At 38.9% G+C, this 22,103-nt stretch carries 21 protein-coding genes; 6 read left to right on the top strand and 15 right to left on the bottom strand.

Features of this window, described 5'->3' with window-relative positions:
- Window positions 1-49: 49 nt before the first annotated feature.
- The 5 genes from nrdR to H4J65_RS12480 form a co-directional block, all read right to left on the bottom strand.
- A complete protein-coding gene (gene nrdR / locus H4J65_RS12500) occupies window positions 50-505 on the bottom strand; it encodes a transcriptional regulator NrdR (RefSeq protein WP_182198407.1) in 456 nt (151 codons plus the stop codon).
- Window positions 506-704: 199 nt separating this feature from the next.
- The gene (gene glyA, locus H4J65_RS12495; protein ID WP_182136052.1) at window positions 705-1,961 is read right to left on the bottom strand and encodes a serine hydroxymethyltransferase; all 1,257 of its coding nucleotides are present in this window, start codon (window positions 1,959-1,961) and stop codon (window positions 705-707) included.
- A gap of 778 nt (window positions 1,962-2,739) precedes the next feature.
- Window positions 2,740-3,903, bottom strand: a complete 1,164-nt coding sequence (locus H4J65_RS12490; protein WP_182185334.1) for an ABC transporter permease — start codon at window positions 3,901-3,903, stop codon at window positions 2,740-2,742.
- Window positions 3,900-4,646, bottom strand: a complete 747-nt coding sequence (locus tag H4J65_RS12485; protein WP_182185333.1) for an ATP-binding cassette domain-containing protein — start codon at window positions 4,644-4,646, stop codon at window positions 3,900-3,902. The genes H4J65_RS12490 and H4J65_RS12485 overlap by 4 nt, the downstream gene beginning before the upstream one ends.
- Window positions 4,647-4,649: 3 nt before the next feature.
- The gene (locus H4J65_RS12480) at window positions 4,650-6,146 is read right to left on the bottom strand and encodes an alpha/beta fold hydrolase (RefSeq protein ID WP_182198406.1); all 1,497 of its coding nucleotides are present in this window, start codon (window positions 6,144-6,146) and stop codon (window positions 4,650-4,652) included.
- Between the two features lie 396 nt (window positions 6,147-6,542).
- On the opposite strand from H4J65_RS12480, the gene H4J65_RS12475 reads away from it, so the two are divergent.
- Window positions 6,543-6,761, top strand: a complete 219-nt coding sequence (locus H4J65_RS12475) for an EF-hand domain-containing protein (protein WP_182136059.1) — start codon at window positions 6,543-6,545, stop codon at window positions 6,759-6,761.
- Window positions 6,762-7,163: 402 nt separating this feature from the next.
- Window positions 7,164-7,799 carry a hemolysin III family protein gene (locus tag H4J65_RS12470; protein WP_310649937.1) on the top strand — a complete coding sequence of 212 codons (636 nt, stop codon included), beginning with the start codon at window positions 7,164-7,166 and terminating at the stop codon, window positions 7,797-7,799.
- 42 nt (window positions 7,800-7,841) lie between these two features.
- Here the strand turns inward: H4J65_RS12470 and H4J65_RS12465 are convergent, their stop codons facing one another.
- The 7 genes from H4J65_RS12465 to H4J65_RS12435 form a co-directional block, all read right to left on the bottom strand.
- Window positions 7,842-9,041, bottom strand: coding sequence for a pyridoxal phosphate-dependent aminotransferase (locus H4J65_RS12465; RefSeq protein WP_182198405.1), 1,200 nt, complete (start codon window positions 9,039-9,041; stop codon window positions 7,842-7,844).
- 58 nt (window positions 9,042-9,099) lie between these two features.
- Window positions 9,100-11,208 (bottom strand): 5-histidylcysteine sulfoxide synthase, encoded by a 2,109-nt coding sequence (gene ovoA / locus H4J65_RS12460; protein ID WP_182198404.1) that lies wholly within the window; start codon window positions 11,206-11,208, stop codon window positions 9,100-9,102.
- A gap of 55 nt (window positions 11,209-11,263) precedes the next feature.
- Complete coding sequence (locus H4J65_RS12455; protein ID WP_182198403.1) at window positions 11,264-12,367, bottom strand: hypothetical protein; 1,104 nt, start codon at window positions 12,365-12,367, stop codon at window positions 11,264-11,266.
- Between the two features lie 776 nt (window positions 12,368-13,143).
- The gene (locus H4J65_RS12450) at window positions 13,144-13,374 is read right to left on the bottom strand and encodes a glutaredoxin family protein (protein WP_182198402.1); all 231 of its coding nucleotides are present in this window, start codon (window positions 13,372-13,374) and stop codon (window positions 13,144-13,146) included.
- Between the two features lie 92 nt (window positions 13,375-13,466).
- Complete coding sequence (locus H4J65_RS12445) at window positions 13,467-14,078, bottom strand: fumarylacetoacetate hydrolase family protein (protein WP_182198401.1); 612 nt, start codon at window positions 14,076-14,078, stop codon at window positions 13,467-13,469.
- Between the two features lie 56 nt (window positions 14,079-14,134).
- Window positions 14,135-14,485, bottom strand: a complete 351-nt coding sequence (locus H4J65_RS12440; RefSeq protein ID WP_182136066.1) for a hypothetical protein — start codon at window positions 14,483-14,485, stop codon at window positions 14,135-14,137.
- Window positions 14,486-14,584: 99 nt separating this feature from the next.
- Entirely contained in the window at window positions 14,585-14,890 is a 306-nt protein-coding gene (locus H4J65_RS12435) for a hypothetical protein (RefSeq protein WP_182185324.1), read from the bottom strand.
- A gap of 353 nt (window positions 14,891-15,243) precedes the next feature.
- Between H4J65_RS12435 and H4J65_RS18200 the strand changes: the two genes are divergently transcribed.
- From H4J65_RS18200 to H4J65_RS12420, 3 genes are all read left to right on the top strand, one after another.
- Window positions 15,244-16,752 (top strand): HAMP domain-containing sensor histidine kinase, encoded by a 1,509-nt coding sequence (locus H4J65_RS18200; protein ID WP_182198400.1) that lies wholly within the window; start codon window positions 15,244-15,246, stop codon window positions 16,750-16,752.
- Window positions 16,752-17,324: a hypothetical protein gene (locus H4J65_RS12425; RefSeq protein ID WP_182198399.1), complete on the top strand. Its 573-nt coding sequence runs from the start codon at window positions 16,752-16,754 to the stop codon at window positions 17,322-17,324. Before H4J65_RS18200 ends, H4J65_RS12425 begins: the two co-directional genes overlap by 1 nt.
- Before the next feature lie 116 nt (window positions 17,325-17,440).
- A complete protein-coding gene (locus H4J65_RS12420) occupies window positions 17,441-18,814 on the top strand; it encodes a sigma 54-interacting transcriptional regulator (RefSeq protein WP_182198398.1) in 1,374 nt (457 codons plus the stop codon).
- A gap of 294 nt (window positions 18,815-19,108) precedes the next feature.
- Here H4J65_RS12420 and H4J65_RS12415 read toward each other — a convergent pair whose 3' ends face one another.
- From H4J65_RS12415 to H4J65_RS12405, 3 genes are all read right to left on the bottom strand, one after another.
- Window positions 19,109-19,582, bottom strand: a complete 474-nt coding sequence (locus tag H4J65_RS12415) for an FKBP-type peptidyl-prolyl cis-trans isomerase (RefSeq protein WP_182198397.1) — start codon at window positions 19,580-19,582, stop codon at window positions 19,109-19,111.
- A gap of 103 nt (window positions 19,583-19,685) precedes the next feature.
- Entirely contained in the window at window positions 19,686-20,396 is a 711-nt protein-coding gene (locus H4J65_RS12410) for a pseudouridine synthase (protein WP_182198396.1), read from the bottom strand.
- A gap of 28 nt (window positions 20,397-20,424) precedes the next feature.
- The gene (locus H4J65_RS12405) at window positions 20,425-21,318 is read right to left on the bottom strand and encodes a mechanosensitive ion channel family protein (protein ID WP_182198395.1); all 894 of its coding nucleotides are present in this window, start codon (window positions 21,316-21,318) and stop codon (window positions 20,425-20,427) included.
- A gap of 231 nt (window positions 21,319-21,549) precedes the next feature.
- Here H4J65_RS12405 and H4J65_RS12400 point away from each other — a divergent pair, with 231 nt between their 5' ends.
- Window positions 21,550-22,062 carry an IS630 family transposase gene (locus tag H4J65_RS12400; RefSeq protein WP_182198394.1) on the top strand — a complete coding sequence of 171 codons (513 nt, stop codon included), beginning with the start codon at window positions 21,550-21,552 and terminating at the stop codon, window positions 22,060-22,062.
- The last annotated feature ends 41 nt before the right edge of the window (window positions 22,063-22,103 follow it).

Raw genomic sequence — 22,103 nt, 5'->3', positions numbered from 1 at the left:
GGACTCAAAATTAAACTGTGATGGAGCTTCTACCCGTCGAATTCATTCATTATTTTTCATCGCCTAAACGAGCGATTTCTTCACCAAACTCTTTAATATCTTCAAACGAGCGATACACTGAAGCAAAGCGAATATAAGCAACTTTATCTAAAACTTTTAGCTGTTCCATAATAATGGTACCCAGCATTTCACTTGACACTTCGCGCTCGCCTGTTGCTCTAAGTTGTGATTTGAGTTTATTAATCGACAACTCTATTTGTTCGGTGCTGACCGGCCTTTTTTCTAATGCACGTAATAAACCGTTACGCATTTTATCTTCGTTAAAAGGTTCGCGAGAACCATCACGCTTAATAATGCGTGGCATCACTAACTCAGCACTTTCGAAGGTGGTATATCTTTCATGGCACGCTAAACATTCACGACGACGACGGACTTGGTGACCATCTGACACTAAACGTGAATCGATAACTTTAGTCTCGTTGGCTGAACAAAAGGGGCAATACATGGATGAGTTCCGTAGTTAGCAAGTCATGAGCAATTTAATCTTGGTATGTTAATTGAAAACACTGCATTAAGCCAAATAGTTTGCGATTAATGGCAAACGAGTACTAGCCCAATAAAAAATAGTTAAAAAAAATGGCCACTAAGGTGGCCATTTTAAGTGTAATCAGGAAATAACACGATTAGTTAAAAGCTAAATATAATTACTTATAAACCGGGAAGCGAGCACAAAGCTCACTAACGCCGGCTTGAACTTTAGCGATCACGGCTTCGTTGTTGATATCATCTAAAATATCACAAATCCAACCTGTAGTTGTTTTGGTTTCTTCAACGCCAAAACCACGACGAGTAATAGCTGGTGTACCTAAACGTAGGCCAGAAGTCACAAAAGGTGAACGTGGATCATTAGGTACAGAGTTTTTATTCACTGTGATATGAGCACGACCTAATGCGGCATCAGCATCTTTACCCGTAATATCTTTATCAATTAAATCAAGCAATAATAAATGGTTATCTGTGCCATTAGAGACAACTTTATAACCACGTTCTTGTAATACCGCCACCATAGCTTTAGCATTATCTAGCACGTTTTGCTGATAGACTTTAAACTCTGGCGCTAATGCTTCTTTAAATGCTACGGCTTTTGCGGCAATAACATGCATTAATGGTCCACCTTGACCACCAGGAAATACCGCGCTGTTCAATTTTTTATAAACTGCTTCGTCATCACAACCCGAAACAATTAAGCCGCCACGTGGGCCTGCTAATGTTTTGTGAGTTGTTGTCGTTACAACATGGGCATGTGGCACTGGGTTAGGGTATAAACCCGCAGCAACTAAACCGGCAACGTGAGCCATATCAACGAAAAAGTAAGCACCGACTTTATCGGCGATTTCACGCATACGAGCCCAATCAACCACACCAGAAAAGGCTGAGAAACCACCAATGATCATCTCTGGTTTATGCTCTAATGCTAAACGTTCTAATTCAACATAATCAATATCACCGGTTTCAGGGTGCAAACCGTATTGAAAAGCTTCATATGACTTACCCGAAAAGTTTACGTGTGAACCATGCGTTAAGTGACCGCCATGCGCTAAACTCATGCCTAATACTTTGCCACCTGGAGAAACTAAGGCTTGGAAAACAGCAGCGTTTGCTTGTGAACCGGCATGTGGCTGCACGTTAGCATAAGTTGCGCCAAATAATTCTTTTGCGCGATCAATAGCCAGTTGCTCGGCAATATCAACATACTCACAACCACCGTAATAACGCTTACCTGGGTAACCTTCGGCGTATTTATTCGTCAGTTGTGAACCTTGAGCTTCGAGTACACGTGGACTACAGTAGTTTTCCGAAGCGATGAGTTCAATGTGTTCTTCTTGACGAACAACTTCGTTACTCATTGCTTGATAAAGTTCTGGATCAAAATCAGCAATATTCATATCACGTGTAAACATGTTATATCCTCAAATAGTCTGCCATTGGCAATACTGGGGGTTGGCTTTAGTTCTAAATTAATTGCGGCATATTTTGCCTGAACTTGCTGAGCTTGTACACGATAAAACCGTGCTCTCTTAGTTCATTTTGCAATCGAATATACTTTGCAGTTAGCTGTAAAAGTTTTTAGTACTAACATCAACAAATAGTTGAAACTAATATACTGCTTTAAAAGTGCAAAAACAATAAATTTAATTCACAAAGTAACGCTTAAAAACAAATTAAATACAAATAAATTAAATTAAGCCGTGAATTATTCGATACATATGACACTTGGTTGTGTTAACTCGCACCTGCGCTTACCCTGGTGGCAAGGCGCTATTATCCACCTAAGCCCAAACTCGAGTAATAAACGCAAGTATGACTCAAACATTTAAGGCCAATAAAGCGTTACCCGTTGAGATGGCGCGAAAGCTGAGTAATGCGCGCGTATAGTTAACACGATTTATTGAAGCAGCTTGTTTTGAATCGCAGAGTTGGTTTCAAAGTTATTGCTTATAGGATGTAGCTGTCTTAAATGCTGGTTAACCGACCAAGACAATGAATCAATATGCTTTGCTTACTTACTAAATAAAGAACTCAATAAATAACTCAATGGATCTTTAGCCACTTTACACTGTTTTTTTTACTAACTAATGCCACTTACCTGATGCTTTTTATACCCGCTTAGCCATAGCCGTTCCACTTCGAACTATATTTTGTTATGGAACGGCTCTATTGTTGACCAACTTACTGTGACTAACTTAACGACATCACCACTTTTTCAGAGGTCAATCGTTTCGCCAAAATTAACACCAAGACCACAGTTAAGGCAATAGTGGCTGCACTGGTAAATAGCAAGGCACTCCAATCAATAGCTAAGCCTTTAAACACATCTTCCATCAACAATGACTGACCAGAGATTGGCATCCAATCGATCCAAGCAGGCTTATCGTCCATCATCATTAAGGCAAAAGGAATAAAACTAGGCACCATAATTAACATGGTCACGGTTGATTGTGCTTCTTTAAAACTCTTGGCCTGAAAAGCAAATAATAGCTGTAGTGCGGCGGCGAGAAAGCAAATAGGTACCAATAACAACAACAATATAGCAAAGGTACTGGCGTCAATACTAAAGGTTGCCCCTATTTTAGTTAGGTCAACAAAGTTCATCGCCACTGAGGTCAACACCAGCATTAATATAATGGAGATAATTGAAATAGCGCTGGCACAACTCAACTTCGCCAGCACTATTTTTAAGGTACTTACCGGCTGACACAGCAGCATTTCTAAAACATTACGCTCTCGTTCACCTGCGCTCGAATCAATCGCCACGGGTAAACCCGACATGAACGCCGCCATCATTAAATAAACCCCTAAAATGAGTGAGATCATCACCGCATTGCCACTAGGCAGTGAGGTGTCTTGCTCAAGCAATTTAATGGGCTGCAATAACTTAGTGTCTATACCGCGCACTAATAGCCGTTTGTAACCAATAGTTAACGAGTGTTCGTTAATAACGGCTTTAATTCGGCGAATAGGTGACGTTAACGATTTCTCGTTATAATCAGCGCGCAAAGTTAATTCAATCGGCTTACCTGCTGCCATATCCGCAATAAATGTCTCAGGAATGCTGAGTTCAATATTACGCTCATTCCAATTACGCTCTTCATCTGCAGGTACATCAGCAAAAGATAAAATATTCTCGTCTTTGAGGGCGTTAATCAGTTTTGGTGCATGCTGCTCGCCACTATATTTTACATAAACTGGCGGGTTGTCTACCGCTTCTTTAATCGCGACTTTTAACATCACCATGATCATGACCGGCATCAATAAAGCCATGCTCATCGCGACCATTAATGCGCGCCGGTCGCGAAAAGCTTCTTTAAATTCTTTTACCATTAAGGCTTTTAATTGCATCATGCGGCGACTCCTTCATCAGAGCCTATGAGTTTCACGAAGGCTTCTTCCAATAAGCTTTCTCCGGCTAAATCACACAACTCTTGTGGTGTACCTTGGGCCGCTAACTTACCGTTTGAAACAATGATCACGCGATCGCATAAGGCAGCAACTTCTTGCATAACATGTGAGGAGAATAAAATGCAGTGACCTTTGGCTTTGAATTTAGCTAAGTGGTTACGCAACACGCGCGTACTCATCACATCTAAACCACGGGTGGGTTCATCAAGTACAAAATTTTTCGGTTGATGAACTAATGCCTGAGCCAAGGTCACTTTCATGCGCTGACCTTGTGAAAACCCCACCGTTTTACGATGCGCTAATTCACTCATTTCTAAATCAGATAGAATTTGCTCAATGGCGGCATGTTTTTTTGCGCCTTGCATGCCATGAATACTGGCAAAATAATCAATTTGTTCATAAGCGGTTAAGCGCTCATACAAGCCAAATTTATCAGGAAATATGCCTAATAGTTTTCTGGCTTTAATTGGCTCTTCTGTTACTTTAATACCATCAATAGTCGCATAACCCTCATCAGCACGAAGCAGACCATAAAGTGTACGTAAACAGGTAGTTTTACCCGCTCCGTTAGGGCCTAAAATACCCGTAATTTCGCCATCTTTTGCAGTAAACGACAAACCATCTAGCGCTTTAACGGTATTTTTCTTGCTGACAAAACTTTTATGTAAATTATTAACTTCAATCATGATTTATTCCTTTGCTTTTGTTGGCATAGCGCTAGGCGATACTTGGGCTGCACCACCATTTAAACCCACCATAAATGACTCGTCAGGAATTTCTTCAAGACATGACTCATCAAGTTCCTTTGGCATTTGTTGCTCTAAAAATTGATTTACGATTTTAATACCGCAAGCTGTTGAGGCTACGATATGCGCGTTGTTTTTAGCAATAATATGATGACTATTGGGTAAATGCGCGTCAGATTTTTCGCCATTACTGGCCGGCGTGACCGGGTCTAATGCACCCGACATGATCAGGGTTGGAATATCAGCACTAACGGTTTGATAAAAATCGTCGCTCGGTTGATACGTTGGCCAAACAGCACACACTTTTCCAACCATAGTTAAACTCATGCCTTTAGCGAAACTATTGTCGGCATCGTCAGCTTTCATACCGGCAGATATTCTGGGATAGTCTTCATTGCAAACAATATTAAAATGCAAAGCTATATAAATACCCATGCCACCTTCACTTTGAGCAATAACACCCGCCAATGGCTTATAGTTACCTAAATAGGCTTGATGAATTAACAGCGGCACTAGGCTACGTGTTTCCATCGAGTACAGTTGCATTTGTATGGTTGAAATGAATTTATCCTTACTAATAATAAAGGCGGTATTAGTGCCTAATCTTGGATGGTCAATTTCTACCGTTACCTGTGCTTGCGATAATTTATTGGTGATAGCGGCAAACTCATTTGCCAATTCTGGGTATTGTGCCGCACAACTTATCTCGTTCTGACAGTGTTCAATGAGCTTGATAAAGGACTGCTCTGCGCTTTTACCAAATAAGCCAATAGGTACTTCAATGGGGCCAACACTGTCAAGTACCACACTTTTTAACGAATTTGGGAACATACGCATATAAACCAAACCGGCACGGGTGCCATAAGAGCCACCGTAAATATGTACTTGTTGATGTCCTAACGCCGCTCGCACCGCCTCAAAATCTCGAATCGCATTTTCTGAGTTATATTGGCTCAAGTCTCCCTTAAGCTGCGCTAAACATTGCTCAATATCAGTAAGGGCAAAATCTTCAGGTATACTGGTGTAGGGATCAAGCTCTAATGAGTCTGTACATTGCAGAGGGTGTGACTGGCCTGTGCCGCGTTGATCAATAAGAATTAAGTCGCGGGTTTTTCTAATCTCGTTAAAGCCACGAAAAATATAGCTAGCTAGCTCAGTTGCGGCTTGACCCGGGCCACCGGCCAGAAACATTAGCGGGTGTTTTTCTTTACTATTATCTATTGCCGGTAAGACCACAAAATTTATATCAATTTTTACGCCATCTGGTTTTGCATAGTTCTCTGGCGTAACTAAAGTGCCGCACTGTACTTGTTGTCTAATGCCATCTATATGACAGCTTTTTAAGGTTAATGGCTGTGTTACAATATTCTCAGCCCAACTGCTGTGGGTTATTGCAATGAGTAAACTTGCACTCAATAAACCTTTCCAATTTATTTTCATTTTATCTTCCTTTTAAAACCTTGACTGCATAGTCTTATCATTGGCTATTTTATTACCGCTTTTTTTAAAAATTTAATTCAAGCTATTTTAAATGACTAACACGACCGACTGCCGCGAGATAGAGCCGCTAAGAAGTTAACACATAACCAAGTTGCTAAGCGCTAAATAAAGTAAAAAATAGTGAGTTGAAAAATATTATGAGTTGCGGTGATACTTATCATGCTAAAGAGCGAGCATCATGCTATGCGATATCAGCAATGCCCTTTGCTCTATAAAAATAGCCTTATGTGGCAAAAACACACGATTGCACGAAATAACAGAATTAATCATTCACATAGTCCTAAAATAACGATAAAGTCTGTTATAAGTATTATTCGACAGATAAGAGGATGACTGATGGAATTAAATCAGTGGGTAGATGAATTATTTGAATTGTTTGATGAAGATAAAGACGGCGTTATCAATCGAAGTGAGTTTGTCGAATTAATTGACTGCTTGCTACAAGATAAAGGCATTCGTATGTGTGAAACCATATTCAATCGCTTTGATAAAAATCATGACAACTCAATTTCCAAAGATGAGTTACGTGAAATGGTTATCGATCTAGCACTCTAGCACTCTAGTGCTTATTTGCGCTTGTATATCGCTCGTTATATAAGCGCATTTTTATGCGCCTTGACGGTTAACCTTTAAGCTATTAATTTTAATCATATATATTTAACCTCCAACTTATTATTAGAATATAACACTGAATTTTTCACCCTCTACTACCAGTTTATGGATAGTGCTTGTGATGTTATTGCCACAATTTTTTTCTAAAAAATATTATGCAAACACGCTTTTTTTAGCCACCTTTTTCAAGTCACTTTTCTTCGCCCTTATTTCTCAACAATGATCAAACGATGTGAACTTTTGAATCATGCTTCACAAGCTTAAAGGTCAGACCTCTAGTATTCTAATCTGTGGCTTGCTATCATGCTCGGCGTACACGCGTACACTGAAATGGGAATATATAACGTGCAAACTCAAGATTACGGCTTAGCAGAAGAAATTGTCAATGCAGTTAGTCATGGGCTAGCGGCATTGCTTAGTGTGGCCGGCTTAACACTTTTAGTCACTTTAGCCTGGATACAAACTGACATGGTTAAAATCATCAGTTTTAGTATTTATGGTGCTAGTCTGGTTTTACTGTTTAGTGCCTCAACACTTTATCATGCGCTATTGCATGAAAAGGCAAAAAGAGTCTTTAAGTTACTCGATCATTGTGCGATTTATTTATTGATTGCCGGCACATATACCCCGCTGATGCTAGTTACATTAGCTGATGACATTGGCCCGCTAATGTTGGCTATTATTTGGGGGCTAGCCATTTTGGGTATCGCGTTTAAAGTTAAGTTTGGTAACAAATATAAAAAGTTATCACTATCAACCTATTTAGGTTTAGGTTTAATTTCCCTAACTTTTATACATAAACTCAATGCTAAACTTGCCTATGAAGGTATCATTTTACTGGCTTTGGGGGGTGTTATTTATGGCTTGGGTACTATTTTTTACGTCAGAAAAGACAAGCAATATAGTCATGCTATTTGGCATTTTTTTGTATTTTTAGCCGCTTTGTGTCACTTTTTTATGATGTTTTTTTACGTACTTTAACTAACTAAAAAGTAATGGCTGACAGTTATAAGCTGTCAACTGTTAAGCGCTATCGATACTTGTTGTTAGCAAATAATCTTCAAATATTTCTAGTGTGTTAGCTAAGCTCTTTTGGCCTAGACCTAAGCGAAAATAATTACCTGAAAGTCCGAAAAGCTCACTTGGCAGCGCTAATATACCGCTTTGCTTGGCAAGTTTATGTGACCAAGATATTATTGAGTCGATATTTTTAACCTCAACGAGTGCGAGCATACCTGCCTGAGGCTGATGCCAATGTAATTTTTCTGGGTGTCGGGCAACAAGTGCCGAAAATAACGCTATATTGTCAGCAATAAGCTGATTATTGCGGGTTAAAATTTCTTGGCTATTTTGCAATGCCAGCAGCGCTAATTTTTCATCAATTTTCGAGCAACAAATAGAATGAACGGCTTTAATTGCCATTAAACTTTGCAGTAATGTCTTATTAGGTGTTACCGCCCAACCAATACGAACGCCAGCCAATCCTAAGCTTTTAGACATCACACCCACAACAATACTTTTTCGGTAGTCTAAATAACCATGAGCTAACGCTAAATCATGGTAATTGCTGGCTTGTGAAACATCATCACTTAACAAGTAACACTGATAATGCTGCGCCAGTTGCAGTATTTGCTTGGCGAGTTCGCTGTCAATAACACTACCCGTTGGGTTATGTGGTGAATTCAGCACAATAAGCTGGGTTTTGTCATTCACCACTTGCTTAAAGTCGTCAATATTGGCTTGCCAATGGTTGTCAGCGCAATGTTCTATTTCTCTAACGATAACGCCCATCGACTTCGCCATAGTGACCAAAGATGGATAACTGGGTGTCATGACAACTATTTCATCACCGGCACTTAACACCGCTTGATAAATAGCTGAAAGGGCTTCCTGCGCGCCGCAAAATGTCACCGCGCTATCGGGCGTTATTAATCGGCGATGGCAGTTTAAACCTTGGTGAAAATTAACGATTTCTTGCCGCAAAGCCAGGTCACCTTGAACAGGCGAGTAGCTTAAAAGTGTTGCGCCAATGGGGTCTGTTTCAATATCGCGTATACTTAGATTATCAGTGCCTAAACTGCTAGCGCCTAAACCTGCAGTGCCAAGCTGACACAACTGAGCTAACGTCAAAGCCTGTGCGGTTGAATCACTTAAATTATGCTCTATATAACCCGCAAGACTTTGACTATAAGCAATATGTTTAGGCAATGAGTAAGTTGGCATAGGTTAGCTATTCTTCTTTATGTAAATGCTTATGTAAATACGGCTATAAATAAGCAAGCTATTTTGCTCGCCAAACACTGAGCTGACAGTGAGAGACATTGAAATTACGCGCAGAGTCTGCGACAACGCGCGGCAATTCTTTGGTCGCTACAAGGTCAAACTCATCATTGAGTTCGCTGGTTAAGGCATCAATACCTGATAAGTTTTCGCCATTAACTTTCACGCCACTTAGCCATTTAGCTTTATCTGTTGTCTGTAACTGATAATGGTAATCCGAAATAATAATCAGTAACCCTGAAGGGTTTAAACGGCTTACGGCATTAGCCAATAAACGCTTAGGATCGTAACTCTGCTCCAAAGCATTTTGAATCAAAATAACATCATAGTGCTTAAAGCTATCTTTGAGATTACAACCGTCTGCCTGACTGAACAATATCCGTTCACTATTAGCCTGTTTGACCTTTTCCGCTAGGGTAATTTCATTATACTCGCAGATATCTCCTTCAATCGTATGGGTATAACGGACACTAGCACCGGTTTGTAATTGCACACCATATTGAATGGTGCGCGCAGAGAAGTCTACCGCATCAATATGTTGAAAAGATTGACTCAGTTCAAAGGCTACCCGCCCAACACTACAGCCTAAGTTAAGTAAACGCTCAGTCGCAATATTTTCAGCGGCGATAAAACGCTCTACCTGTTGTGCTATTTGTTGGCCATAATTTTCATGGCCAAGCACATTAGCGCCGAAATAACATTCAAGCTGCTGGCAAATATCTTTACTTGTTTCATATTTATTCACCGCTGCTGGTGGTTTTTCTGCATGCTCACTAACCACATAGCGAAAGCCTGCATGCTGATAAAAATGTCGACGAAAGGCATAGCGTGAAGAGGCTAAAGTTTCATTGCCCGTAGAGATCCAAGACCCGCCTTTAATTAAGTTATGCTTGCCGTCGAAAGTCGGTGTCGAAAAGTCGTCGTATAAAGGGTGAACATTAAAGCCAGCAAAGCCGTCAATGGCTGATTCAGTCCACTGCCAAGTATTACCAATAACATCAAAAAATTCACCCTGCTGATGTCGGTTAACTGGGCATGATGAGGCTTGATAAGCTAAATCAATATTACCTGGCACCTCGGGCCACTGGTGTTGGTCACCAGCAACATGCTCACGAAGACAATACCACTGGGCTTCCGTAGGTAAACGAATAAAACCTGTGGTCGTTTTTTGTCGCCACTGGCAAAACGCTTTTGCTTCTAAGTAATTAACTTCTACCGGCCAGTCTAATGGCAAAGGCATTTCACTTGTTAAGTTACGCTGAGCATATTCGCCATTGCTATAACGCCAAAACCTCGGCATTTCAGCTTGAGTAAATTCCAGCCATGCTTGTCCTTCTTCGCACCAAAACTGCTCTGAGCGATAGCCACCGGCGACAACAAAGGCCATGAATTCATCATTGGATACTAAAAATTTAGCGGCACTGAAGTTTTCAACATCGACGTCTTGATGACCATATTCATTATCCCAGCCAAAGGTTTTGTCATCTGCTTTTTTTCCTAACGACAAGTGTTGAGACTTAACCGGTATTAATTGGTTTTCAGGTGCCACTGATGAATGTAAACACGGCTGCCATTGCTCTTGGCTTGTTAACCACTTTAATGGCAACATACGCATAATCACTGATGACGTTTCAAGGTGAATACGTTCGTGCTCGCAGCCCATCAATATCATCCAGGCTAACGAGTCTTGCGTAATAGGTAAACTCAACTCCATATTATCAATCAAATCGAGTACTAAATCGTAAACTTGCTGGCGATAAGTTCGAACTTCATCAACACTTGGCCAGTCATAGTGTTCGCTATTAAGATCGTCCCAACTCATTTCATCAACACCGACCGCGCAAATAGCTTCTAAACGACTGTTGACTCGCTGCTTAATATATTTGCCCAGTATCAGCTTATTGATATAAAAAGTTGCGGTATGTCCAAAATAAAAAATTAACGGGTGGCGTAACCGTTCTGGCCTTAAAAAATAGGCATGATCATGATTGATCAGTGAGAATAATGACTCATATGTCGACCAAGTATTTTTAAAATATGCCGTTAACTCTTGTCGCTTTTCTGCTGTCGAGTTGCCATCAAGTGTTGGGGTATTTAATTGTTTTATCATTTAATTCTTCGCTAAATATGTTTGTAGTCCGACGTAGTATTTCAAAGCTTATGCTTTAAATAATGATACTTGGCGGTTGAAATTGTTTTAAATAACCATGTTGCAATAATTGCCCCATACTTAACTCTGTTGTTTTTTCGCCATAACTGCCTGTGCCGCTGAGCGCTTTGTCTATGCTTTGGTTAAACCAATCATTATTGGCAAATAAGGTAATAGCTCCAACACTGTTGGCTTGATCATGTAACGAACTTGGTAATTGGCCATACGTTTCACTCTGCACTGGGTAACCATTTTTCATATCATCAATAGCTTCAATAACATTTAACAAAGCAAAAATCACATTCAAATAGGGATTGTACTGCTCACTCGATGCACCTAGCCTGTGTTCAATCCTGGCGGTTTTATGCCAATTATTCTGACTCACGATGACCTTGTTTTTATCATCATATAATAGTGGCTCAACACCCATTTTTTGATTGTGTTTACCAATATCTCTGTACAAAGCAATACTGCCTTGATGCCCGCCAGAAATATCAACAGGGGAGCAAAGCTCTTCCGCTAAGCCATATTTCGATTTTAATACTAATCGCTCAAAAGCTTCTTCTTCTGGCAAATAAATTAAGCAGCAGGCTAAACTTGTACGCAAAAAATGTTGCTGTAAACATTCACCAAAATCACCAGAAACCAGCAAGTTTCTTCCACTTACATCTTGTACGCTAACATTAATTTGTACCGCATTAGGGATATGTACCGCACGGTTATCGCCACTAAAAATACTTTCACAACCAGCAGCCAACTTGCCATGGTCACCCGCCCAAATAACAGGCTTAATAAGTGTTTTTGTCGCGCCTTGAACAGCGAACAGTTTCGGCAATATTTCAATAGCGCGACTAAGGTTTTGTGCCTCTTTTAATGGACTTTGACCATTAAAAATCGACACATACTCCCATTGATTACTCCAATACTCAGCAACCACTTCACCATCAATACCCAGTGCTAATAAATTTCTATTCACCTGCCTATAATCTATATGCTTATCTTTTGGCTTTTGATAACACCCTTCCAGTTCAAAGTGTATTAATGCGCGAAAGCCGCGTTTATTGATGTATTCTTGCAGACCAGAAATTATGGCTTCTGCGAGCCTATTTAAACTATTCATAATGGATAAATACTTGAACGTTGATATTTTGAATATACTTGGATAATAGGAAAAATTATAGCTAAGTGACTAATAATTTAGTTATACGTAGTAATGATGATTTAGGATTAAAAAACTTTAACTTGATTGTTATTCTGGTATTTTGCTCGATATAAAGCTTGGCCAGTATTGAGGTAAAACTGAGCAGTATTTTCAGGTTGGGACGACAAGACAAAAAAATGTCGCAATCTTGAGACTAGCAGTCACAATAGCTTATACCAATTTCATTAATTAGGTGGTCTACTTTATACGCAGGGAAAATGACCAAATATAAGGCATTTATTTTAATAACTAGTTGTTCTAATTATTAAATAAATAACGCAGTAGTTGGTTGTTTTAACCAGTAAAAATGATCAGATAATTAGTGAGATTGGTATTAATGTTATTTATCTATTTTTTGAGTGAGGAGTTGACCATAAGTTGCTCAACAATGTTTGACTGTGACCTTGTTTAACTGTGATTTTGTTTAACTATGACTTTTGACGTTAAACTCGTACTTGCAACAATATTTTTTCTGGGTAGCACACAGAGACACGGCTACGCTAATACTAGCAAAAATATCACTTTGGCGAAGAAATGCTCAAAAAAATTTTCCAAACTTCTCGATAACATCATCACTAATGGGCGAGCCATAGTGATGATATGTTTTTGATTATTTTCAATGTCGATTAAGAATGTCGATTAAGAATACGATAATAAAGGTACTTTTTGTGGTTTCAGTATGGGTCTGTTGGGGATTAATTACCTTGATAGAGCTCATTGAAGCTTTTAACGTTAAAGCCTTTAAGAACTTGATTGCCGACTTTTAATACCGGCACACCACGTAAGTTTAATTTGGCAAACTCTTTCTGGCCTGCTGGCGTCTTTACATTGCACAAACGAAAAGGAATGTTTTTTTCTTCAAGGTAGCGTTTTGCCGTCTGGCAATGTGGGCAATTAGTCATGGTATAAAGCGTGATACGTTGCATAAAGTGAATTTTAAACAGTTAATTTACTCAATTATCGCATAAAATGAGCATAACATACTCATTACAGTGAGATATTATCTATTAGTTGCAAGCTAAGTTGCTTGCCATTGTTTAGTCACTAAGACCTTATCTTGATGCAGTATTCGCCCTTCAAAAACATCACCCGATACCACTTCACCGACACCGGCAGGTGTGCCTGTCATCACAATATCGCCGTCTTCTAAGGTAATAAAAGAACGAATTTCATCCAATATGGCTTGCGGTGAATGTAACATCATCGCTATTGAAGCAGATTGGCGGCATTCACCATTGATCAAAAGTGCTAACGATAGGCATTCATCAATAACATCTATCGTCACAAAATCGCTAAATAGTGCAGAACCTGTAAAGGCTTTAGCGCGCTCCCATGGCAAGCCTTTAGTTTTTAACTGAGTTTGCAAGGCTCTTTTAGTCAAATCTAAACCTATAGCAAGGGCAGAAAATTTACCTTTTTGATACAAAAAACAAAGCTCAGCTTCATAATGCAAGGTTTCTTGATGGTAAGAGCAAAGTTGCTCACCAATAGCCGAATTAGGTTTCATAAATAACACCATATCATCAGGAACTTCATTACCTAGTTCGCTGATATGTAGAGCATAATTTCGACCAACACAAATAATTTTAGATGGTGTAATATAAGTATTATTAACTTTAACCGAATTCATTAGACAGCCTTTAATATATGTTAACGCACCATGCTAGACGCAATCAGTGCCAATAACTATACTATAACTAATTTTAACTCGGGTTTAACACAATTTATTGGTGGCACTTTAACTGTATCTGAAGATTTTCGTTGTTGCTTAAAACGGTCAAAACTTACGGTTTCAAGTCCTAATTGCTGACTCATTTTCCCAAAGGTTTGATAGTCTTCACGTGTGAAGTCATCATCTTCACGAGTCAGCAGACCATCAATATATGCGCTGTCACCATTTAAGGCAATATTGGCAACAGCAGTGTAAGGTTTACCAAAATCCTCAACGCGTATTGCGCGTACTGATTTCACTTCAAAAATCCATTTATCAATTTTAACATAACGGGACAAACTATCTTCAGAAGACTGATTTTTCATGTGGGGAAATCCTTAAAGTCAGTAAAAATGATCGACTGTTTGGTTAAATAAAACACTCACAGTCGAAAAAACAAGCTATTAACAGACAAAAATTATTTTTTATAATAAATGCTTTTTCATCTTAGCTAGGTATTGGTTAAATTCTTCTTCATTAATTTCTGTATCACCATTGATATCGAGCTGAACAAAAACTTTTGTTAATGTCTCATTTTTAGCTAATTCATTTGCACTTAAGCTATTACTTTTATCGACATCATAATCTGTGACTAATTGAGAAAAAGTGGCTGTAGGCTCTGCCACTTTAAGCGTTGTTTTAGTAACATCATTGTTAGCAAAAGCAAGGTTTGATGCCAGTGATGCGACAACAACAGTGATAGACAGTTTTTTTAAGCTCATATTATTCATATCTGAATCCTTTTAATTAATAGCACATCAAGAAATATGCCGACCATGGCCCGTGCCATTTACAATAGATACTTAGCACATCTCATGCCAAAACATAGGTCATTGATTTTTATCAATTTAAATAACCTGCTTAACTATTCAATGTCTCCAATTAGCAACAACTTGTCTGCACCATAATTTATATATAGTGAATGGCACTGGCTAAATTATAAAATACACATACAAAACAGTAGTTTAAAAAAATAAAAAACTGTCAGTACTATTGTCTCCGTATTGAGACAGCATTGTTTTTTTTGCGTTTTTAGCTAACACTATATAAATGTTTATAAGGAAAAAAGGCCCAAGCACACATTGTGAGCAATTCAACCACACTCGCCAGTAAAGCGCATAATAGAAATTTGTCGATAAAAAGCTTATCAATAAAGTCATTAACCTTATTAGGCTTTGGTTTAGTCGCTTTACCTCTGGTCATTGCTTTAATTTTTGGTGCCTCGCAAGTCAATACGCTTGCTAAAAAAAGTGCCAGTGCAATTACCGGAATAACGGAGATATTGGATCAGCAACAATTACTGAAAAGTAGTCAAATCAAACTAGAACGCAGTGCTGCGCAATATTTAGTACTGCGAGATCCAGCTTTAGCAAACAGTTATAATGAGCAGTGCAAGCAAATATTACACTTAGCTCAACAATTAATTGCGGCAAGCCAAGACCAAAAATTACAACTATTGGTCGCTGAATATGCCCAAACTGTTACAGCACTGATTGAACAGACCATGCCAGAAGCTGTACAAAAATCGCCTACTGACAGCACAATCATCAAGCCAATACAGGTCAAATTTAGTGCCCTAAATATGACTTATGAGCAAATTACTCAGCGAAGTGGTGAACTTAACACCTTGCATATCACAAATATTAAACAGGCCGCGCAAGCTGTTCGCGATATTATGATCCAGAGTTTAGTTATTATTCCTATTAGCCTACTTATTGCGACTGTATTTATTTTCTTAATCACTAGCCCACTTAAAGTGCTTACCCAGAGTATTTTTCAATTACAACAAGGGCATTTTGATCATGAGATCAAAGTAACAGGCTCGCCAGAAATTCAAGAAATAGCACTAGCCCTGGAAAGCATGCGTACACGTTTACAAGCATTAGAGTTACAAAAATCGAGCTTTATTCGCCATATATCACATGAATTAAAAACCCCCCTAGCAGCCATTAGAGAAGGCACAGAGCTGTTATATGATAATAGTGTTGGTGAACTCAATGCCGAGCAACAAGAAATTTCTCACATTATTAAAGACAGCGTCTTTCGCTTACAAAAGCATATTGAAGACTTACTCGATTTCAATATTGTCCTCGACTCAACCAGTTTACAAGATTCCAAATTGATACAAATTAATGAGGTAGTCTATCAAGTGATTGCAGAGCAAAAATTAGCTATAAAACGTAAAAAACTTATCCTTAATAATAAGCTGAGTGATATCGCTCTTTTTAGTAACCGTAAACAAGTAGCGGTTATTATCGACAATATTTTGTCCAACGCGATAAAATACTCACCGGATGAAGGTGTGATAGATATTTCGTCGGCACTAGTAGATGGCCACTTGCAGCTCTTTATTAGCGATCAAGGCATGGGGATTGCTGAGGGAAATAAAGACAAAATATTTGATGCTTTTTATCAAGGTCCGCCACCTGAGCAAAATTTAATCAAAGGTAGTGGTCTCGGCCTCACCATAGTTAAAGAACTCATACTGCGCCTTAATGGCGATATTGAATTTTTGGCTGCAAAAAGTGACCAACAAGGGACTAAAGTAAAAATCACCTTACCACGCGCTTTTCGCCAAGAGGAATCCGTTTAATGGCTCATTTACAGCGATTTTCATCCGCAATGAAAGTACTAAGCATAGGGTTACTGCTGTTATCTGGTTGTCAACTCATGACCAAACACGATAATAGCAGCACAAGTTATGGTGAGTATTACCTAATATTGCAACAACTTAACCAACAACAACTAACCAATGAGGTTAGTAAGCAACAAAAAACACTTGAAAAACCAACAAAAAAAAACAGCCAGATGCACTATGACGCACAAATAAAACTCCTGCTACTTTATAGCCTACCTACGTCACCTATTTACAATGTTTTCAACGCTAAAGTATTGTTAAATGAATTGAACAGTGAGGATGAAAATGCCGCACTCGCTAATATCAACCCAAGCGATCAGGCTTTTATTTCCTTATTGCGCGATCAATTAAATCAATGTTTACTGATGAGAAGTCGCTTGATCGCCCAGCAACAAGAGCTTCAACAAGCACAACGACAGCAGGCAATAAAACAGCAAGAAACCTTAATCGAACAAGTAAAGTTATTAGAGCAGACCATTAAACAATTAAAAAATATTGAACAAGCTATTGATAAAAGAGATCAATAATTGCTAGTTAAAGGCACTATTAAGTGCACTAGCGATTGTTGATCAATTTAAGTTCTATTTTTAGCACTATGTTTTAGCCACATATTTTAGCCATAGATAAGCACCGAGAATAACCCATGACCAATCTTAATTCAGCTGCCGTTAAAACAGACAATAAAATTTTAATCGTTGATGACGATCCTAGCTTGCTGCGACTACTTGCTATCCGTTTGGCTGCAGCAGGCTATGAAGTTGAGTCAGCAAAAAATGCCAAAATAGCCCTAGGCCGACTCGAGAGTTTTCATCCACAATTAGTGATCAGCGATCTTAAAATGGAAGGCATGGACGGCATGGCACTATTTGAACAAATAAGAGCTAAGCACCCCCATATTCCGGTCATTATCATGACTGCCCACGGCACTATTCCTGATGCAATCAATGCCACTAAACAAGGGGTTTTTAGTTTTCTCACCAAGCCTTTTGAAAGTAAAGAACTACTGGAAATAGTACAACAGGCCATTCGCCTGCAACCGGCAGAACTCAACCACAGTCAGGCTGATAACCAATGGCGTGATAAAATTATTAGTCGCAGTACTATTATGGAGTCGCTTTTACAGCAAAGTAAGCAAGTGGCAAGAAGTGATTTTAGTTTACTTATTCAAAGCCAAAGTGGCACAGGCAAAGAGCTGTTGGCAAAAGCGATTCATTTGGCAAGCCCTCGACACCAACAAACATTTACCGCTATTAACTGCGCTGCTATTCCTGAGCAGCTGCTAGAGTCTGAATTATTTGGTCATATCAAAGGCGCATTTACCGGCGCGGAAAAAAATCATATTGGCTTATTTCAAGCAGCAGATGGCGGTACACTCTTTTTGGATGAAATTGGTGATATGCCCATGAGTTTTCAGGTAAAACTACTACGTACCTTGCAAGAACGAGAAATACGCCCCGTGGGTAGCACACAAGCGATTAAAGTTGATGTTAGGATTATTTCAGCAACCCATAAAAATTTACAGCAAGCCATTATTGACAAAACATTTCGTGAAGACTTGTATTACCGACTCAATGTCGTTGAGTTAGAGTTGCCACCTTTGTCTGAACGTCGAGAAGATATCCCATTACTTGCACAATATTTTTTAAGTCAGTCTGCAGACCAGTCACACATCAATATTACTGGTTTTTCGCAAGAAGCTATGGAAGTGCTGATCAGCGCAACTTGGCCAGGCAATATCAGACAACTACAAAATGTTGTTGAGCAAACACTCGCCTTGTCTACTGAACCATTAATCAGCGAAATGTTGGTAAAGAATGCGCTGCGCGATAACACCACGATTTTACCGTCGTTTGTCCAAGCCAGAGATAAATTTGAGCGCGATTACCTTGCCAAACTATTAAAAATAACGGCCGGGAATGTTTCACAAGCAGCAAAAATAGCACAAAGAAATCGCACTGAATTTTACAAATTGCTTAATCGCCACCATCTTTCAGCAGAGGCCTTTAGGGAAGAATAGAGTAAGCCATTTGAGAATACAGCATTCGCTGATATGAAGTAGTTTGTATAGCTAGATGTAGGCGTTTGCTATAAAACCTTAAGCAAAAGCCAAAGCAAAACCAAGAGTGAGGTAAAATAAAGCGCCATGACAAGCAGTGGTTGGTAGATATGCTATCAAGTTAAGCGTTAAGCAAGGACTAACTCAAGCCAATAACCATTATTTTAGTATCGCGTTGGCAACAGTCTTAACAAGCTGTTAAAACTGTTTTTGTTATTTAATATCAGTCATTGAATCAGGCGGGAATTAAGTGTTTTACTCAATAGCCAGTAATTCAACATCGAAAATCAATAATGATCCGGGCGGAATTTTACCTGCCGCACTATTACCATAACCTAGCTCTGCCGGTATAAATAAACGGATTTTCTCACCCACTACCATTAGCTGTAAACCTTCTGTCCAGCCTTTAATCACTTGATTTAAGCCAAAACTAATCGGTTCATTTCTTTCAACTGAACTGTCGAAAACTGTGCCATCAAGTAAAGTGCCGTGATAATGCACTTTTACTTTTGTGCTTGCCATGGGATGAATGTCACCTTGGCCTGGGGTTAATACCTGATACTGCAAGCCAGAAGCTGTTTCAATCACACCGGTGACTTGTTTATTATTTTCTAAAAACTCTGCCGCTAGCACAGCATTAACTTTTGCCACTTCACGATTAGCATTATTGCGTACAAAGAAGCTGACGATTAAGGCCAGTACAATAATTAGCATAATATACTTAAACATTCTTATTCCTTATTATTATTTTTATTTTTATGGTTTTTTTGCATTGTTTGTTGTGATTGTTGTAGTAATTTTCCGCCTTAATATTTAGGCATTAAAGAGCGTTTTATTTATTAATATTATTAACCTCGAGCGCGGTTAGCTTTCTGCTTAGCCCAACAGCTAAGTGCTGATCAAGTTGCAAATTGCCAATAGAGCATCGGTGCAAAGCCATCACTGGGTTACGAAAACGACCAAACATGCGCTTAATTTGATGGTAACGTCCTTCAATAATCTCAACTTGTGCCCGATAGTCGGATATAATAGTTAATTTTGCAGGCTGAGTCATAATGTCCTCAAACGCAAAATACATACCTTCGGCAAAAGCGGCTATATATTCGGCGGTAAGTTTATTTTGCAAGGTTACTATATAACGTTTAGTTATTTTTTTCTCAGGCAAAGTTAAGCGTTCTGACCAACGACTATCATTGGTCATTAGCAGCAAACCAGAAGTATTAAGATCAAGTCGGCCGACAATATGCAGTTCATTTTTAAACGGATAGTCAAGTAAATCAAGCACTGTTTTATGCTTTGTATCGCGGGTTGCACTGACAACACCCTCAGGCTTATTCAGCATAATATAATAGGCACAATTAGCTTGGATCACTTTACCGTCCAAGGTGATATGGCTAAAGGTATCAATAATTTCATCAATATCATGAGCGACTACATCATTGATCAATACTCTATTTTGCGCCAATATTAGTCGCACACTTTTGCGATTAACCTGACAATATTGTGCCAAAAATCGATCCAGCCTAGCCTTATTTAACGCCATAATAAAGCCGGTATAAACGGCATCATAATCACACTACATCCTTAATAAGATGAACATCGCGTTGCGGGAATGGAATTTTAATATTGGCTTTATCTAACGCTAAATAAATTTCTTTATTCGCTTCATATTTAGCACTGTATAAATTTTCTGTTGGGGTCCACAAGCGCACCGCGATGTTAATAGCACTATCAGCAAAAGCATCAATACCAATCAAAGGCTTACGGACTTTACTGACAATTTCTAACTGTCCGATCACCTCTTCAAGCAACGCCACCACCGCTAACGGGTTTTCACTATAATCAATGCCAACACTTAACTCTAACAAAGAGTCATGGCTTGAATTATGTAATATTTCACCCACGATATGTTTATTCGGAATGGTAATTTCAACATTGTCTTCATCTGACAAAATCGTGTATGCCAGTAAAACTTCTTTAACTAGCCCAGTAACACCACGCACCGTAATCGTATCACCCACCACAAAAGGGCGAATAATAATAATATTAAAGCCGGCCGCATAGTTAGCCAGCAAGCCTTGCAGAGCTAAACCAGCACCTAATGAAATAGCACCTATAGCGGCAATAAATGGCGTAACACTAATGCCTAATTTCCCTAAAGAAATGATGGTTATCATCACTACAATTAACATTTTACTGGTGTTCGCTAAAAAGCGACTCAGGGTGATATCAAGCTTATGTCGCTCACATAATTTCAGCACGACAGTCGCTATTTTACCTGCAAAAATGTAACCAATAATGAAGATGATAAACGCACCAATTAATTGAAAACTGTAATTGGTGAAAAACTCAACAATGATATTGTAAATACGACCCACTTGATCAATTTCATCTTTAAGTAAGTTGACGGGGTCTAAGGTTTTACTTATCTGCTCTGTTGCGCTTGAGCTGCTAGATTCAGCCATAAATTAATTCCATATAGTTACGTTACTCAGTTTGTCTATATTACGACAATTTACCGCTACATTTGCATTATTATTAGGAATTAAACCGTGAATTTAAACCTTGTACTGACTTTTGCTAACCTGAACATTTAAGTCGGTACTCACCACCCCAAACCTTCGTACTGCTTATACCATTTTGATTAAATTTGTGATCTAATTAGTTTTATTTTTCATACATTAATATCAGTAGTTATGATCACACTTGAATCCATTGATTTTAAATCCCTTATAGCAAAAGAAACTAATGGGCGAATGCGGGTTCGTTTGATGGCGCTTTCTCATATAAAAGGAGGGGCTAATAATTCACAAACCGCAAGAAACCTTCATATTAGCCGTCGTATTGTTAATGACTGGGTTAAAAGGTTTTATGAACAAGGTCTTGATGGTTTAAAAGAAAAACCTCGCTCTGGACGACCTTGTAATCTCAATGAACAACAGCTCTCCCAACTAAGCCAGTACATTCATGATAATAGTATTAAACCCAAAGGCGGAAGGCTCAAAGCACAAACACTTGTTGCTTATATTACTCAAGAATTTAAAGTCGACTATTCAGTTGATAATATTTATCGGCTTTTACATCAGCTAGGCTTCTCATGGATAACGAGTCGGTCAAGGCACCCTAAGCAATCAGATGAAGTACAAGAAGCTTTTAAAAAAATTCGAAATGGAAATGATCCGTACGATCCCGTGGAATGTCAGCCTTAAAAATGTAGATGTGTGGTTTCAAGATGAAGCACGCTTTGGCC

Origin of the sequence: Colwellia sp. MB02u-9 (genome assembly GCF_014077085.1) — a bacterium.
In the GTDB taxonomy this organism is placed as follows: domain Bacteria; phylum Pseudomonadota; class Gammaproteobacteria; order Enterobacterales; family Alteromonadaceae; genus Cognaticolwellia.
This window is presented reverse-complemented; position numbering and strand designations above follow the sequence as displayed.